This window comes from Paraburkholderia phytofirmans OLGA172, assembly GCF_001634365.1.
Taxonomy (GTDB): Bacteria; Pseudomonadota; Gammaproteobacteria; order Burkholderiales; family Burkholderiaceae; genus Paraburkholderia.
Genome location: NZ_CP014579.1, coordinates 1,107,230 through 1,123,152 on the forward strand (window position 1 = coordinate 1,107,230; position 15,923 = coordinate 1,123,152).

The 15,923-nt window shown below is 57.8% G+C and carries 13 protein-coding genes; 9 read left to right on the forward strand and 4 right to left on the reverse strand.

Annotated elements, in window-relative coordinates; translation table 11 throughout:
* Window positions 1-192 precede the first annotated feature (192 nt).
* Together AYM40_RS25145 and AYM40_RS25150 are read left to right on the forward strand one after the other, a co-directional pair.
* The gene (locus AYM40_RS25145) at window positions 193-468 is read left to right on the forward strand and encodes a hypothetical protein (RefSeq protein ID WP_063498913.1); all 276 of its coding nucleotides are present in this window, start codon (window positions 193-195) and stop codon (window positions 466-468) included.
* A gap of 142 nt (window positions 469-610) precedes the next feature.
* Complete coding sequence (locus AYM40_RS25150; protein ID WP_063498914.1) at window positions 611-1,645, forward strand: helix-turn-helix domain-containing protein; 1,035 nt, start codon at window positions 611-613, stop codon at window positions 1,643-1,645.
* Window positions 1,646-1,672: 27 nt separating this feature from the next.
* Here the strand turns inward: AYM40_RS25150 and AYM40_RS25155 are convergent, their stop codons facing one another.
* Complete coding sequence (locus AYM40_RS25155; RefSeq protein WP_063498915.1) at window positions 1,673-3,805, reverse strand: S53 family peptidase; 2,133 nt, start codon at window positions 3,803-3,805, stop codon at window positions 1,673-1,675.
* Window positions 3,806-5,178: 1,373 nt separating this feature from the next.
* Here AYM40_RS25155 and AYM40_RS25160 point away from each other — a divergent pair.
* The 3 genes from AYM40_RS25160 to AYM40_RS25170 all read left to right on the forward strand — a co-directional run bounded on the left by AYM40_RS25160 (window position 5,179) and on the right by AYM40_RS25170 (window position 7,731).
* Entirely contained in the window at window positions 5,179-5,985 is an 807-nt protein-coding gene (locus tag AYM40_RS25160) for an IS5 family transposase (protein WP_063498916.1), read from the forward strand.
* Between the two features lie 598 nt (window positions 5,986-6,583).
* Window positions 6,584-6,967, forward strand: coding sequence for a hypothetical protein (locus AYM40_RS25165; RefSeq protein ID WP_063498917.1), 384 nt, complete (start codon window positions 6,584-6,586; stop codon window positions 6,965-6,967).
* Window positions 6,968-7,428: 461 nt separating this feature from the next.
* A complete protein-coding gene (locus AYM40_RS25170) occupies window positions 7,429-7,731 on the forward strand; it encodes a hypothetical protein (protein WP_063498918.1) in 303 nt (100 codons plus the stop codon).
* A gap of 70 nt (window positions 7,732-7,801) precedes the next feature.
* Here the strand turns inward: AYM40_RS25170 and AYM40_RS25175 are convergent, their stop codons facing one another.
* The 3 genes from AYM40_RS25175 to rfbC all read right to left on the reverse strand — a co-directional run bounded on the left by AYM40_RS25175 (window position 7,802) and on the right by rfbC (window position 9,911).
* A complete protein-coding gene (locus AYM40_RS25175) occupies window positions 7,802-8,806 on the reverse strand; it encodes a GlxA family transcriptional regulator (RefSeq protein WP_063498919.1) in 1,005 nt (334 codons plus the stop codon).
* Between the two features lie 174 nt (window positions 8,807-8,980).
* The gene (locus tag AYM40_RS43825; protein ID WP_082855288.1) at window positions 8,981-9,250 is read right to left on the reverse strand and encodes a DUF1488 family protein; all 270 of its coding nucleotides are present in this window, start codon (window positions 9,248-9,250) and stop codon (window positions 8,981-8,983) included.
* Between the two features lie 112 nt (window positions 9,251-9,362).
* Window positions 9,363-9,911: a dTDP-4-dehydrorhamnose 3,5-epimerase gene (gene rfbC, locus AYM40_RS25180; RefSeq protein ID WP_063500683.1), complete on the reverse strand. Its 549-nt coding sequence runs from the start codon at window positions 9,909-9,911 to the stop codon at window positions 9,363-9,365.
* 1,336 nt (window positions 9,912-11,247) lie between these two features.
* On the opposite strand from rfbC, the gene AYM40_RS25185 reads away from it, so the two are divergent.
* From AYM40_RS25185 to AYM40_RS25200, 4 genes are all read left to right on the forward strand, one after another.
* Complete coding sequence (locus AYM40_RS25185) at window positions 11,248-12,150, forward strand: helix-turn-helix domain-containing protein (protein WP_236721077.1); 903 nt, start codon at window positions 11,248-11,250, stop codon at window positions 12,148-12,150.
* Window positions 12,151-12,234: 84 nt separating this feature from the next.
* A complete protein-coding gene (locus tag AYM40_RS25190; RefSeq protein ID WP_063498921.1) occupies window positions 12,235-13,767 on the forward strand; it encodes a mannose-1-phosphate guanylyltransferase/mannose-6-phosphate isomerase in 1,533 nt (510 codons plus the stop codon).
* Window positions 13,768-13,817: 50 nt separating this feature from the next.
* Window positions 13,818-15,197 carry an undecaprenyl-phosphate glucose phosphotransferase gene (locus AYM40_RS25195; RefSeq protein WP_063498922.1) on the forward strand — a complete coding sequence of 460 codons (1,380 nt, stop codon included), beginning with the start codon at window positions 13,818-13,820 and terminating at the stop codon, window positions 15,195-15,197.
* Between the two features lie 152 nt (window positions 15,198-15,349).
* Window positions 15,350-15,901, forward strand: coding sequence for a hypothetical protein (locus AYM40_RS25200; RefSeq protein WP_148662295.1), 552 nt, complete (start codon window positions 15,350-15,352; stop codon window positions 15,899-15,901).
* The last annotated feature ends 22 nt before the right edge of the window (window positions 15,902-15,923 follow it).

Here is a 15,923-nt window from a genome sequence, read left to right on the forward strand (position 1 = left end):
AAGTATTCGTCAGCGAAGTCATTTATTCGTCTGAGTAATGGGCGTCGCCTCAAATCCCCACATATTCCGGTGTCTCCAGGCGGATGTCATATGTCAGCTGGTGCCCGAACGCGCACTGGCCAAGCCATCAAGGCAGTCCAATAAATATTCGCTTGAATTTCACGCGGACTCGTTTGGTGAGAGGGGGCACGTATGTTGATCGATATGAGCAAGCGGCCAGAGCTTTCTGCAGAGATCGAAGCGTGTTGTCTTGCGCTATTTGACCGCTGGTGCGAAAAGAGGCGCGTCGTTCCCCTTGCATATTTGATGCACGCGTGGCCTATACCCAAGCCAACGCCGACTTTGATGAGGCATCTATCCAGATCGCTCCACGATTTGATGCTTTCTTATTCCGATTCCCTTGACGTCGACGAGTGCCGCCTGATTGAGGACGCTATTGCGATTGCTGAAGAAAACTGCCGGGCCTGATGAGGTTGGTGCTTTGCGGACCTGTTTCGGGCAATTAACTGCAGAGTATCGGATATCGCGTCAAACATCGGAAACTTACACGTAATCGCATGAGCTTAAATACAGCCGGAACGGCTCAGTGGTTCTATGGGGGCAAAGTGAGATGGAATGCTTTTCCGAGGTACACAGTAACGGCAAGGTCTGGGAGAACGTAGTTCACGGTACCCGCGCCGTACGACACATTGGCATTACCCTGTTCAACGGCTTCGCACTGCAGGAGGTGGTTGCCATCGGGCAGGCTTTCCAGTCGGCGAATGCGCTCTGCGAATCTACCCGGCACGGTACCGCGCTTTACAACGTCTGCCTGCTGTCGGCCACCGGCGGCATGATTGCCAGTTCGTCATCGGTGTTCGTCTGGACCGAAAATATCGATGCGTGCCGCCATACCGACAATTTTCATGCGCTCTTCATTGTTGGCGGCGCGGGGGCTCGCAGCGCGCTGCGCGACGAACATTTGATCCGCTGGCTGCGTCGCTCTGTCCCGCGCAGCCAACTGACGTTCCCGATCACCGAAGGACGGTTGCTGCTCGAAGCCGCTGCGCTCGGACAGGCTGGTACCGACGATGCATGGGGCAATCGCGCGGACAGCCTGGCCGCAAAACATCTCGACGCTGCTCATTATGCCAACGCTGTGGGCCCGTTGCGAGCCGCGTTGAACGTGATCCGGGAAGATCTCGGCACTGACATCACAAGGAAGATTGCCTCTGGCGTAGCGACGCTAGTCGAAACGGAATTCACCTCGATTGTGAGCAGGAACGCCGCGCCGAACGTCAGCGAAAGGATTCAGGCATCGGCGCGATGGCTGGCAGCGAATAGCGACCGACAGATCACGATCGATGAGGCGGCGCAAGTCTGCGCCATGAGCGAGCGAAACTTCCTGCGGCGCTTCAAGACCGAACTGGGCGTCACACCGTCCGATTATCTGATGTATGTTCGGCTCGACATGTGCTGCCGCCTTCTGGTTGAAACCGATCTGCCGGTCGACAAGATCGCGCTGCGCTGTGGAATCAGCGGTGGTGGGCGGGTCTCGAAACTCTTCCGGCGGTATCTTGCGATGACGCCGACGGCCTATCGCATGCGCAATCGAGCTTCGACGCGTCAAACGCGCGTGAGCCCCGTTGCCAGAGCCGCACCGTGACGCGGGCAGCAAGGGGCAATAGCCACGCTACCACGCGTTCACCAGATTGCTGACGTTGACCGTGCCAATGCCAGTGGAGAAGCTCCAGCCTATACCCGCAGCATAGGCTTTCGAGTAGGTGCTATCGCTTGTCGAGAGGACGCCGTAAGTGCCGCTCGGTACATAGCAGTTGTTCGTGCCCGAGCAGTTCACGTCGATGTCGCCGAGCGTGATGCCGTAGAAGATGCAGTTGCTGGCGACGCCGTTGCCGAGACTGGAATTGCAGTTGCCGCTGCCGCCCGATCTGTATTCTGCCGCGGCGAGGGCGTAGTAGACCGTGTTGGGATTACCTTGACGGGCTTGGGCCTTCTGGTTTACCAAGGCCTGGAAGCCAGCCCAGATCGGCGAGGCGAACGAGGTTCCTCCAGCGCCTGTCCATGTGCTCGGAGCCCCGGCGCATGCTGCGCCGCCGTCGGATTTGTCGGAGTCGCAAAAGATGTAGTAGTGACCCCAGACACCGTTGGCCGCGAACAGGGAGACGTCGGGAAGATCACGCACGGCGTCTGCCGGGTTGCCTACCAGTGACTGCCAGGAGGGCTTGGCGTATCCCTTGCACGTGCCGCTAACGACGCCGCTCTTCGATGGGGCGCCTGTGGCACAGCCGCTCGGGCCCCCGCTGCCGCTCGCTGTCGTCAGGAAGTTGGCGTTGCCGGTTGCACTGTTGCAGAAACCGTTTTTGCCATAAGACGCAGCATAACCTTCCACTTTGGCGATCAGCCCGCTGGCACAGGAATCGTTCCACGGAATCTCGGGGACATAGGATATCGCTGAGCCGTAGTTCGCAGCATTGGCCGCATTCCAGTAGGAAGCGGTGACCCCGGCATAGGTGTCTCCGAAGTCAGTGCCTCCGACGGCAACGTTATAGGGCGTCGAAGCAAGGCCGCTGACGCCGATACCATGAGTCGCATTTTTCTGGTCAGCGTCGCAGCTCGCCGCCCCCTCGTCACCAGCCGAGACGAACACCGAGACACCACGGGCGACAGCCTGCTGGTAAACCGAGTTGTAAGCGGCATTGGCCGCCGCTCCGTTCTTCGACTCGCATTCGCCGTAGCTGATGCTGACTATCGCTGGGGGGGTGCTGCTGTTCACGAGATTCTGGAGCGCAATCAGGCCGCCAAACGTCGTACCCGTATCCTTGCAGGACGCGACGACGATGGCCGCGCTTGGCGCTGCAGCGCTCGCCCATTGCGCGTCGAGTTCGGCTTCCATTTCATTGCCCGCAACGACGCCCGGGTCCCTGCAATTGTTAGTGCCGCTCGCTGGCGCCGGATGGACCTGCGTGAAGGAGCCCGATGTGTAACCCGACAGTCCGAAGGTCGAGCGGAACGTCGTCCAGTCCGCGGCGCTGTATACGTCGGTATCTTCGATCACGACGATCGTCTGGCCCTGACCCGAGATGCCGGCTTTGAATAGAGGATTCAGATTGTAGATCGTCGCGAGATCAGCCGGAACGACCGGATGATAGGTCAAACTGCCGCTGGTGTATGTGTATTGGGGGCGGGACATGAAATTTGAATGCGGACGGAAGTCATTCAGCGACACGATCCCGCTCACGGCGTCGGCAAGGGCGGCTGGAATGTATGGATTGCTCATGTTGGCGAGGTGGGCGACACCGCCCACCTCGACCTGATGGATCTCGGTCTTGAATGTGTCGCGGATCTGTCCTGCCGTTCCAGAAAAGTCAATCACCATGCCGTTCGGCTGCACGCCGTTTATCTTGAGACCATGTCTGGAAAGCCAATCGCTGACTACGTTCACGTCCGCGTCTGCCGGGCCGAAATCCGCGCGAAACTGCTCCGCACTGAGCCACTGGTGAAAATACGGCGACTTCGGGTCATGGAGCAGGTCGATAAAATGTGCGAGGGCAGCTTCTCGCTCCGCTGGCCGCTTCATGAGCAGTTGCATATGGTCGAGAACGAGCGCGTCTTCGACACGCCCGCGATCATTCTCGCTGTTCATCTCAGGACGGGTATTGGCAATCATCTCGACGGTCTGTCGCTCGTCGATCACCCGGGTGACCACCTGTCGGGCCGCCTGCGCCATTGATTCGGGTGCGGCACAGATCAGGGTGATGAGTATTGCAAGCCGTACCGGAAAGCTTGAGTTGAATTTCTTGAGCATGTAGGTCCTCGCTGTGTCCGCAAGCTTCTCGTGGGGCAGCCTCTCCGCTCTTTCGAATCAATCAGATGGTTTTATGAGCGAGGCCCTGCCGATCAGTATTGAGCCCGCCATGGCGCTGCCACGTGAAGCGGCGAGTCAAGTCGGTAACGCGGCATGCATACGCCAGTCGGTACACTTCGCATTCCATATCATAGGAACTCTATCGTCGTTACCTCGTCGGTAGGAATTTCGGACGCCAGCTCTGACCGGCGGCCGGAAAACGCTGCTCAGAAAGGTCGCGACGCTTGTCTTGCGAGCGGGCTTCATGAGAACAATATAGCTGGAGGCCGCCCACGTGATTCCAATAAATGGCAGAAGAATCGGACAATGAAAGTACGAAGCGCGGCTGCTCCCGATGAAATGGCTCGAAAGAAAGCCGGCGGATAAGGCCCAAATGTTGTCCTACCCTATGTGCTGCATTGCAGCGTAAACTGCATGCGATCTGATTAACCGCCGCTCGCTTTTTGCGCGGACCACACAGCGCAAGGTGATATGGACATCGCTCTCTCTATTCTTTCCAAACTTTGCTTTGCTTGGATCCTTGTCTATCTGACCTTCAGCTTTCAGTCCGCCTTATGGGTCGGCGCACGGCATAGTCGCGGATTTGTCATTCTCGAGTTTCAGCCATATCGTGCGCGTGGCAGCAGGGAAGCTGCGAGGGCAAGATTGCTGAAGCGAATGGCGTTATCGGCAGCTTTGGCGTTGCCGTCGGGTATCATTTCATATATAGCAGGTCTGGCTATTTCGTAGAGAATTCTGTTACGCGTAGTGCGATTTGGCGAAGCGCCTCGGCAGTTGACATACGGTCCGCATGCTTGAACGAGGGTTCAGTCGTGTGAAAGCGTGAAGAAAGGTCGGATGGCGGACGGTCGTTCAGGCCAGTCGAACCTTGTGCACTTCTTCTGTGAAATCCCTTCGGATTTCGCAATATTTAACAGCTTTTCCGACTGCTTTCGCGTAAACTCGGGCCGTCACAACGCACCCGTCCGTTCCGCATGGCGTGGCAAGAGAAGTTCATGGACCTGTTCGCCCAAAACTAACCTCGTCGCTGCGCTCAGCGAGCGCGCCCGATCATATGCAAATCGCCATACTAGAATCCGATCTCAGAGCACTTGATTGCGCGCTGGAAATGCTGTCATCCGCTGGACACTTCTGCTTTGGCCTGTCAAGCGACGAATCGTTACCCGGATTGCTCAAACAGGTGTCCGTCGACCTGGTCATACTCGATTGGGCGGCGCCGGATGCGGTCCGGTACGATACCCTGCGCTATCTCGCCAAACACGAGTCCCTAGAGGGTGTTAGGAACTTTGAGTTAGACCTGGTATCCTGGCGGAATGAAAAAACGCAGGCCATACCCAACGGATGTGTCGGATGAAGAGTGGTATTTCGCCGCTCCGTACCTGACCTTGATGAACAAAGACGCGCCGCAGCGCCGCTACGAACTGCGCGAGATGTTCAACGCGCTGCGCTGGATCGTACGTGCGGGTGCGCCGTGGCGTTTGTTGCCCAATGATTTTCCACCGTGGGAACTGGTCTACCAGCAGACGCAACGCTGGATTCAGGCAGGCTGTTTCGAGGCGATGGTGAATGACCTGCGTTCGATCATCCGGATCGCACAGGAGCGCCGTGGTCAACCCAGCGCGGTCATTCTCGACGGGCGGACCCTGCAGTCGACATGCGAGAGTGGGCCTCGCGCCGGTTACGACGGCTACAAACGCAAACGCGGCAGTAAGGTCCACATGGCGGTTGATACTTTGGGGCAGTTGCTTGCTGTGCATGTTACGCCGGCCAACGAACAGGAACGCGCGCAGGTCGGAGAACTGGCGCGTCAGGTTCAGCAGGCCACGGGCCAGACGGTCAAGGTGGCGTTCGCCGATCAGGGATATACCGGCGAAGAGCCTGCGCAGGCGGCACTCGACGAAGGGATCGAGCTTCAGGTAATCAAGCTGCCGGAGGCGAAGAAGGGCTTCGTGCTGCTGCCGCGCCGATGGGTGGTCGAGCGCAGCTTCGGCTGGCTCAACCGGTTCCGCCGACTGGCCAGAGACTACGAACGATTGCCCGAAACCTTGGCTGGTTTGCATTTCGTCGTATTCTCCGTGCTTATGCTTGTTCACTTTGCAGCCCTTAACAAAAGTGCCTAACACCCTCTAATCCCAATCATCCTGTGCGTGACGCCGGGTACGCCGGATAAGGTGATCGTCTCAGGACTGGAGAGCGGCGCAAACATTTGCCTCGAGAAGCCACTTGGCAGCGTCGAGTTGCTTGCGCACATCCATGCTTTGGGGCGCCAAAGCGATTCGTATTCCACAACCGCAGCAGTCAAGATTACGTAGAAGTCCGTCCTGGACAATTTTATAGAAAATCACGACACGTCACTGGCCCGGTACTTCTCAACAAAAAATGCCCGCTCGTCCCATGCGGGCGGCGGGCTAAATCTCAGCGGCCGATACGTGGGGCAGCCCCTGAGATGGCCATGCACGATCATAGATTGACTCGAAGTGACGGTGATCATAGTGGCGGACAAGGTCACGGAATTGGCTGAATGCGACACCGAAATGCGCCGAAGCCCGTTGGTTTTTCCGCCATGAAATGAGAAAGGTTTGCCCGGCGCGCCAGCGATCCATCCACCCCGGGCCTGATTTCATATCGACGGAATCAGCCAATGTTTTGGCGAAAGCGGTGAAGCAGGACGGAGGAGTATCGGTCTTGGGACGACTCCATCTACACACCTAATTCACCATGATTCGGCTGCTTGAATTCGATTTGCTTGCGCGCACGGAACTGCTGACCTATCTCGTTGCTTCGCAATTGGCAATGCGTCATAAGACTGGACGATGGCTCACGACCGAACACGTTGTCGAATCTACACATCTCTGGTTGCAGTTAAACGGGTACGAAGCCGACTGGCTGCAGCGCGTGTCACTTGCATGCCGCGCGCAATATCTGGCGGAACGTGGAACGTGGGCCTCGCAAAGAAGGCCTGACGCGAAGACGGTCGCAGGCGCGTTTTTCAGTGGCGTGCGTCTCGACTTCAAGTCGCCGGCGGTAATAGAGATCTTCATCGCATGTGCGGCCAATCTTCCCGGGCTGATTAGGTTCCTTGGCACATCGAGGATTGCCTGATGTTCGCCTGGTTCCGTCGCAGTAAGGTAAGCGGAACAGAAAGTGCCTGAAACGCTCTAGCACGACATCCTGCAGCAGGCGGACCGTGTGTACTCAAGGCAGTACGCTTCCCGTGAGGTTCCGCTGCATCCGCCAACATGATGGTGGATTCGGTCATTCAATATTCGGGCTGGAAAGAGCTATGTACTATGTAATACGCAGTGGCCGATGATGCCGCTAAGCGCCCGTCAGAGCATTCATTTACACGTACACGGTCGAACATTGGTTATCCAAAGAAAACCATAAAATCAATGTCACGGTAGTAGCGGAAATAAGGAATCGAGAAGTCGATCATGTAGCCGACTGGAAAATAAACTCTTGTCGACTCGTTTTTAAACTTGTCGCCACGACTTTTCATTTGGCGGCGCCGCAGTCGATCAATCCGCTTCTGTTTCGGACCATGTCATGGAGACACGAAAACAATGGATGAATATCTTCCAGCGTATTTGATTCGCGAACAGGCTGCGGTGGGTGCGCTCGTGATATTTGGCGTATTGAGGGTCATTGCTGCAGCCGTCGCGTTCTCGAAAGGCTGGCGTATCACGATTCTTGAAAAATGCTTCATTGCTGTAGCGGTGCTGTACTGTATTCCGCAACTATTCGATTTACTAACGCAGTTGTACCGTGTGCGTGTTGCGCTTCCTGAGTTCGAAGGCAAGGCTCTCGGGTGCACCATCGCACTTTTCTCCGCGCCCATTCTGAGTCATCGGCTCGGCTTCGAATAACGGGCAATCCCCGGGGGCGCGCCGTTACGATCGTCCCGAGGTTCGCCCGGCGCAGGCGCTTGCCGGGCCGCTACGCCGACTCGATCGACCGGCGCTTAATCGCGCGATACTCGGTCGGAGTCGTCCCGAGATATCTGCGGAAGATTTTCGACAGTCGCCCACCGTTGCCGATACCGCAACGTCGCGCGACCTTGTCTACTGGAAGATTGGTTTCAGCCAGCAGGCGGCAACACATGTCCAGTCGCACGAACAAAAGGTAGTCGGACGGCGTCACACCCATTTCCGTCTTGAAACGTCGTAAGAAGTTGCGCGTGCTCATTGCGACAACCTTTGCCGCTTCATCGATCGTGATTGAGCGGTCGCCGTTCATCTCGAGCCACCGCGCTGAGGTCTGGATTTTTTCGCTAACGTCGTTTGACGCACCCTTGCGAAGGATCGCTGTGAACCGCGTTTCCAACTGCGGATCAATACCACTGGCGATCTGGCGCGCGATTTCGGCGCCGAGGTCGCTTTCGACTACCGCTAGTGCAGCTTGCAGTGGATCGGTGGTGTCGGGGGACAGTCGGGCTCTCAAACCGTTGCGCGACATTTGAGGGGAGCGCTCGTGGCGCCGTGGTTCGCCGGCAGCGAGCCCCAATCCGGCGATATCGAGCAGCAGGCGTCCTTCGGCGATCGGAAATATCAGCTCCGCATCAGAGGAAATGCGTCGCAGCCAGTTGATTAGCGTTTCATCTCGCAGCGCGGTTTTCACACCTGTGCCACCGGATAGGAACAGTGCGTGGAATTTGTTCCTATCATGGCGCGCGTCAATCCCCTCAGTCCAGACAAAGGCAGACGAGGAACTTGAAATCCTGCCGCCGGCGGCCGATAACAGGCAGACCTCGTATCGTACGGCGCAACTCCGGGTGGTCTCGCCGAGCGCATTTGCTGACTGGAAAATCTCCGCGACCGCGGCGGCATCAGGCAACGCAAAGCCGTCAAACAGGACAATGCCGATGCGTTTCACGGCACAAGCATTCGCCAAGAGTTGAGATTGCGCCCAATGCCGGTCATAGCGATCCGGAAAATCTGCCATCCGAACATCCCCCGAAGATAAGTGACCTCCTCCCGCCTTCGAGTCTGTTCTCTTTGGGGGGCATCCTACATACGGATTTCCGATAGCGGTGATGTGTGGCCGAATAGACTAATACGTTGGCGTGCGCGGACTGATTCCGCGGTGCATCCGGCGGTATGTTACTTGCAAGTTGCGTCATCGCGAAAAGTGCTTGGTAAGGATAACTATTGGCTCTGAACCATTCCGGAGAAGTCGTCTTTCGACTGCTGCGGCAATGCGAATGCGTCCGTCCCAGTATGTCCTGGACAAGCGCTCGCTGTCGGCACGATCTGGAGCCCAGAAGTGTTCTTCGAGTGCTTCGATCGAGATGGCGCACTGCACCGAACGGCCCCGCCATACCGCGATGAAGCGGATTAGCTTGCCATCATCGGACAGACGGGTGTCCCTTGAGAGAGTAATGTCCATCGCAGTTGCTTACTGGACGCATGTCAGACCGAACTTAACGGCGGTCGGGTTGCTTCGGACCGGCTTTCGTTTCGAACTAATCTGAGCGGGAAGTGGCATCGCGTGGCCACCATCAGTAGACCTCGGCCATGCTAAAGCTCACACCGTCCGCATCCCCGGCGGCGGGGATCGAGCCGCCGTCGAGATTCCATGCAATGTTGACGTCGGGGTCGTCCCACCGCAACGTGCGTTCATGCTCGGGACTGCGTCGCTCGGTGGCCTTGCACAACACCTCCGCGACTTCTGATAACACCAGAAAGCCATGTGCGAAGCCGGGTGGAATCCACAGTTGATGACAATTGGCCGCCGATAGTTGTGCACTGACCCATCGGCCGAAGGTGATCGACCAGCGCCGCAGGTCGACCGCCACGTCGAGCACTTCGCCTGATACGACCCGGATCAGTTTGCCCTGCGGACGCTGGATCTGATAATGCAGGCCGCAAAGCACGTGGCGCGCTGACACGGTGTGATACTCCTGCGTGAAGGTGTAGCCGCGCGTTACCTTTTCCTCGAATTCACTTTGGTCGAAACTCTCGAAGAACGCGCCGCGGGCATCGCTGATGATATGTGGTTCGATCAGCTTGACGTCGCGAATCTGTGTGTGCTGAACCTTAATGGTCATGGGCGGGGCGATCGGGATAGAAACGAGAAAGTGTTTGTCGCAGCGCATCTACTCCGACAGCGCGGTGAGGTGCGTTAGCGGGATTGCCGGCACTCCAGGCTCGCCTCGAAGTCGGTCATTCCGAGTCAGCGATGATAGCGAGAGAGAGGCGTTGTGCGCATGCCTGTCGCATCGACTTGATCCTATATGAGGGGCGAATGTCTATTCCGCCAAAAATGTGGAGCAGGCCGCCATTTTCCTGCTACGCGATCGAATTGGTGTGGAGTGGCAATGTCATTCAGCGTCGGCTATGCATCGTGGAAATGGTCGGTCTAGCGCAAATCGTATGCGCGGACACGACGACCTCTGGCGTTAAACGGCATACGGAAATGGCTGCATGCGCCTACTGCGATGCCGTATTTTTTTTGATCCCGTGATGTCGTTGGCGGGCTAGCGCTAGCAGTTTCCCCCAACGCGGCGCAGGCTGAACACGCCCGCGGTTGGCGTGCAGATACTGGAAAAAGTGTTCGTGCGACGCACAATCTTCTTTTCGCGCGGGATCGTCCACAACGTTGTGAAAACGATATCTATGGTGATTTCTGCATCGTGTTCGTCTTCATTTTATTTTTTGTGGTCAGTCGATATATCCAATGGGAATGAGAAGCCTTTTTGGAGGCCGGTTCATTGTCCGAAGTCTGGTTCATCAAATCTCTGCGAGACGTTGGATGACATGTGCCCGTCAAGCGTACAGAGTGTGCGTGCGAACCTGCCAGGGAGACGCCACGGGACCAGTGACAGGCCAACTGGCGTGGGCTGCGGGTCTCCAGCGGCGCGCGTGCTTGCCAACGACGGTCACTCGTAGCGAGAGGGGCTCAGCTTCGCTGCATCACGCAATGTATATACGAAACATCGCGATGTTGAAGTGGCGATGCGAATGATCAGGAAAGCAAATTTAACAATGGGTGACGGCGACCATTCAATTGCAGCAGTGAAATTGTTTTGACCCGAATAAGCTTGGGGGCCGATTTATTTTTGACGCTTGTGCGTTAAGCGAAATTGCATGCTACACGAGAGAGCGTGGCCTGATCTGCTCCGCGCGATGCTGTGAGCTAATCCGCCAACATGTTGGCGGGTTCCGTCAGTCACGCTCCGCCATGTGGCGGGCTAGGTATGATGCGCTGCAACTGGCAAGAGTTCTCGTTGCGAATGAGACATTGCTAAACCGTTCAACGTCTGAGGGAGTTCTATGGCGTACGCAGGTCTCGACAATCCGGATAACGGAGCGGCGTCTGCCACAGGTAAAAGGCGAAGGCGCTCGGTTCGAGACATTGGCGTTGTCCTGTTCGAAGGATTCTCGTTGCTCACCGCCGGAGTGATTCCGGAGGTGTTTCAGATGGCCAACGAGATCGGTGCTGCACGATCGAAAGATGGTGCGTTGTATGACGTTCGTTTTTACTCGGCTGAGGGAGGGAGTGTGGCGTGTTCCTCATCTATTGACGTCTGGACGTACGCCTGCGACACCCGAAACGCTAGCGGTTTTGACGCGTTGTTTATTGTAGGTGGCGAGGGTGCGCAAAGCGCGGCTCGTGACGAGCGTGTAGTCGGTTGGCTGCGGGAGGTCTTGCCGCTCAGCGAGGTGGTGAAGCCGATTGGCGAAGGGCGGATGTTGCTGGAGGCTGCGGGTGTTGGTAGTTCGGGAGCGTCGAACGGGACGGCCGACTCGCCGCAACAGATCGCGGGGGCCGAGGGAGAGGATCCTGGCGACGCCGCTGATCGCGATGAGCCGGCGAAGACGGTTCTGATGCTGGTCAAACGCGATCTTGGCATTGAAGTTGCGCGGGAGACAGCTGGACGTCTGTCGTTAAGGAGTCCGGGCCTCCTGGCCGCGTTGCTATCGGACACGAGTACGACGACGCAGGCCGAGAAGGTGCGCGCGTCGGCACGGTGGTTGAAAGAGAATTGTGGACGACCGATCTCCGTGAGCGACGCAGTACGGGTTGCCGCAATGAGCGAACGGAACTTCTTGCGTTGCTTCAAGCAGGAGATTGGTGTGACACCGTCTGAGTTCCTGCTGCAGACCCGTCTGGATATGACGTCCCGGCTGCTTGCAGAAACTGATTTGCGGATTGACAAGATTGCGAAGCGCTGCGGTTGGATCAACGGTGACCGCCTTGCCAAGATTTTCCGTAAGCGCATGTCGCTTACGCCTTCGGAGTACCGCGCGCAAGCTCGAAGGCTGGCGCCTGACGATCCTTCGTAGTCGAAAAGGATCGTAGCCACAGAATTTCATCAAGTTAGCCGCTAGTCACTGGTATTGCTCAGAGTAAGAATAGGAGTACTAGAAATGTCAACATCGACAGATGAAATAAGCCAAGGCAGTGGCACTAGTGAGCCGGTCCACGGCGGCGAGGACGGTGTTGACGGGCTTCGGGCGTCGGTGCGTCTCGCACCGGTTGTGTTGGCCGGCGGCTCAGGTTCGCGGTTGTGGCCGATGTCGCGTGAACAGTATCCGAAGCAGCTGATTGGCGTGCTTGGTCCTGACTCGTTGCTGCAGGCCACCGTCGGGCGTATGAAGGGCTTCGCCATTGAAGCAGGCTTAGCGGGTGCGCCGATTGTCGTATGCGGGGACGAGCACCGGTTCGTGACCGCGGAGCAGCTTCGCACGAACGGCGTCGACGCGCGCATCGTAGTCGAGCCTGTGCGACGTGACACGGCGCCAGCGCTCACGCTCGCTGCCGCAGCTGCCTGCGCGGACGGAGAAGACGCGATCGTTATTGCGATGCCGGCAGATCACGCGATCGCCGACGTGGACGCGTTCCAGCGGGCGATTGCGCTGGCTGTGGAGCACGCACAGGACGGTGCGATCACAACGCTTGGTGTGCCACCGACTCGGCCAGATACCGGCTTTGGCTATATCAAGCTTGGGGCTGGCCTTGGCGCCGGCGCGCATCGGATCGAGCGCTTTGTGGAAAAGCCGGTCGCTGAACTTGCTGCACAGTATCTGGCATCGGGGCAGTACTGGTGGAACAGCGGGATTTTTGTCGTGCGCGCAAGCGTATGGCTCTCGACCCTTAGAACGCTGCAGCCGGCGATGCATGATGCGTGCGTGTTGGCGCACGCGCAGGGCACAACCGATGGGCCGTTTTTCCGGCCAGGCGCTGACGCCTTCAAACAGTCGCCGTCTGACTCGATCGACTACGCGGTAATGGAGCGCCTCTGGTCGAAGGAGGGGTTGCCAACTGGTGTGGTCGTGCCGCTCGAAGCGGGGTGGTCCGATCTTGGTTCGTGGGATGCCGTGTGGGGTGCCATGGACAAGGACGCCGATGGCAACGTCGCGCGGGGTCGAGTCGTATTCGAGGGCGCGACGTCGAGCTTCGCGCATTCCGATGGACGACTGGTTGCGTGCGTTGGTGTCACCAATGTAGTCGTCGTGGAGACCGCTGATGCGGTGCTGGTTGCGGACCGGTCGCGTGTGCAGGACGTCAAGGGTCTGGTCAGCCGGATCAGGGCGCAGCACGCACCCGAAGCGGATGCGCACCGGAAAGTGCAGCGACCGTGGGGCTATTACGATTCGATTGACCACGGAGATCGGTTTCAGGTCAAGCGGATCGTCGTTCACCCGGGCGGTCGCCTATCGCTGCAATTGCATCATCACCGTGCGGAGCACTGGGTTGTGGTCAGAGGTACGGCGCTGGTCACGCGCGGCGACGAGCAATTCACGCTCAGTGAAAACCAGTCGACGTTTATTCCCTTGGGCGTAACGCATCGCCTGGAGAACCCAGGCAAGCTGCCGCTCGAACTCATTGAAGTGCAGTCGGGATCGTATCTCGGCGAAGACGACATCGTTCGGTTTGACGATACGTACGGTCGCGCGTGAAGCGTTGAAGGGTGGCGCAATCGAAGCTTTTGGCAGGGGAGTCGCAAAAAATGCGTGGCATACAGGGGTTAATGGCGCGACTAGTCGATGTCTTTTTCATAGTCGCGGGAGCTGTGTTGGCGTCGCACATCCGCTTTGAGGACACGGTGCAAAGTCGGCTCGATGGTGCGTTCATTACGTTTTCTGTGGCGTTCGCGCTAGTGTCGTTTCCTGCATTTGGTTTGTACGAGTCGTGGCGCGGGCGTTCGATGCTGCGGCTCATAGGCCGCGTATCACTGGCTTGGATAGTGGTGCAGGCCTGCGGTCTGGTGTTGATGTTTTCGCTACACCGCACTGATTTTATCTCGCGCCTGTGGTTTGCATACTGGACGGCGATTACGGATGGGGCGCTGGTCGTGTCGCGGTTGTCGACGTATGGGGTGCTACGCACGGTACGCCGCGCGGGCATAAATTTGCGCGACGTGGCAGTGGTGGGGTACGGCGCGCATTGCCAGCATGTCGTCAGCAAAATGGAGGCGTCACCGGCGAGCGGCTTTCGAGCTTCAGCGATGTTCGATGTGCGTCCGTTGGCGAGCGGGGCATCCGCGGGCGTGCCGGTGTTCGACGACTTCGATCAGTTTTTGGGACACGTGCGTCGCAATAGTGTGCAGGAGATCTGGCTTGCGCTGCCGTTTTCGGAGGAGCTCACGATCATGCGCATCCTTAGGGAGTTTCGTGATGACCTCGTGAACATCCGCCTTGTTCCAGACGTCAGCAGCGTCGCGCTTTTCGAAAGCGGCGTGACCGACCTGATCGGCGTGCCTGCGATCAATCTGGTTGCCTCGCCCCTGTCTCAGCATGCTCTAGTCACGAAGGAAATCTTCGATCGCGCGTTCGCTGCTGCTGCGCTGATTGCCTTGACGCCGGTTTTGTTCGCCATCGCGATTGCGGTGAAGCTCTCGTCGCACGGGCCGGTGTTCTTTACGCAGAGACGCAAGGGTGCCGACGGACGCGTATTCAAGATCTATAAGTTCCGGACCATGCGCGTACATGTAGAAGACGCCGGCGTGGTGAAGCAGGCCACACGCAATGATTCGCGCATTACACGGGTCGGGGCCTTCCTGCGTCGAACAAGTCTCGACGAACTGCCGCAGTTCTTTAACGTATTGCTTGGTGATATGTCGGTGGTTGGACCGCGGCCGCACGCGATTGAGCACGACGAACTCTATCAGAAGCTCGTCATTGGTTACATCCATCGTTACCGGATCAAGCCGGGCATAACCGGTTGGGCCCAGGTAAACGGCTTGCGTGGGGAAACGGACCAGCTCGAGAAAATGCAAGAGCGTGTCGAGCACGACCTGCACTACCTTCGCAATTGGTCATTCAGCCTCGATATGCGTATTGTCGCGGCGACTATCGTCAAGGGTTTTATACATAAAAACGCGTACTGAAGTAACGAACAAGATACCAGGTCGGAGGCGATTAGGCGAGTGTGGCTATAACTCCCCGGCAGAGTTGACGAGCCGGTTTGGGTTTCTCGACAGGAAAAGCAATGGGCACATTGAGGTTGGGCTCGGCTCACTGGGTTTTCGCGGGAACGAAAATGCCAGGAAAGGTCTTCAGGTTGAATCGCGTAAAGCGGGAGTGGGGTGTGGTCATGGCGATGTTTGTGCTAACGAGCGCGATGTCACTACCTGCCGAAGCGCAGACCTTTTCGTCCGTCGCCGATACGACGTCTAAAGCATTCGGTTTCTCTACGGCGATTGGTGGTGCACGCCCACGCCGTTCGGGTGACGCAAACCCGCAGCTATCTCTGGAGGAGACGCAACTTCTCGGTAGTCCGAGCGCATTCGACAACGATTATCTGCAGCTGCGTGGCGCGCCGACCGATGCACCTGCCATCCCGTCGGAATCGTTCAGGCAGGAGCCGCAGACGCCCACCGAGGCGCTGCTTGCAGTCGAACCCGAATTGGCTGCTCCGAGTGCCGATAGCGGCGGCTTCGCCCTCAAGCTGACCCAGCAGTCGCGGGCTGGCAAAGCAAGTTCAGCGGGCGATACCGAAGCGCAGTTCGACATCGAACTGGGGCAGGGGATTTGGGTCGCGCCGGAACAGCCGCCGTTCGGCGGCGATCCGGTGTACCGGAAGCCTTGGTAAGCGGGTTTGGTTCAAAAGGTTG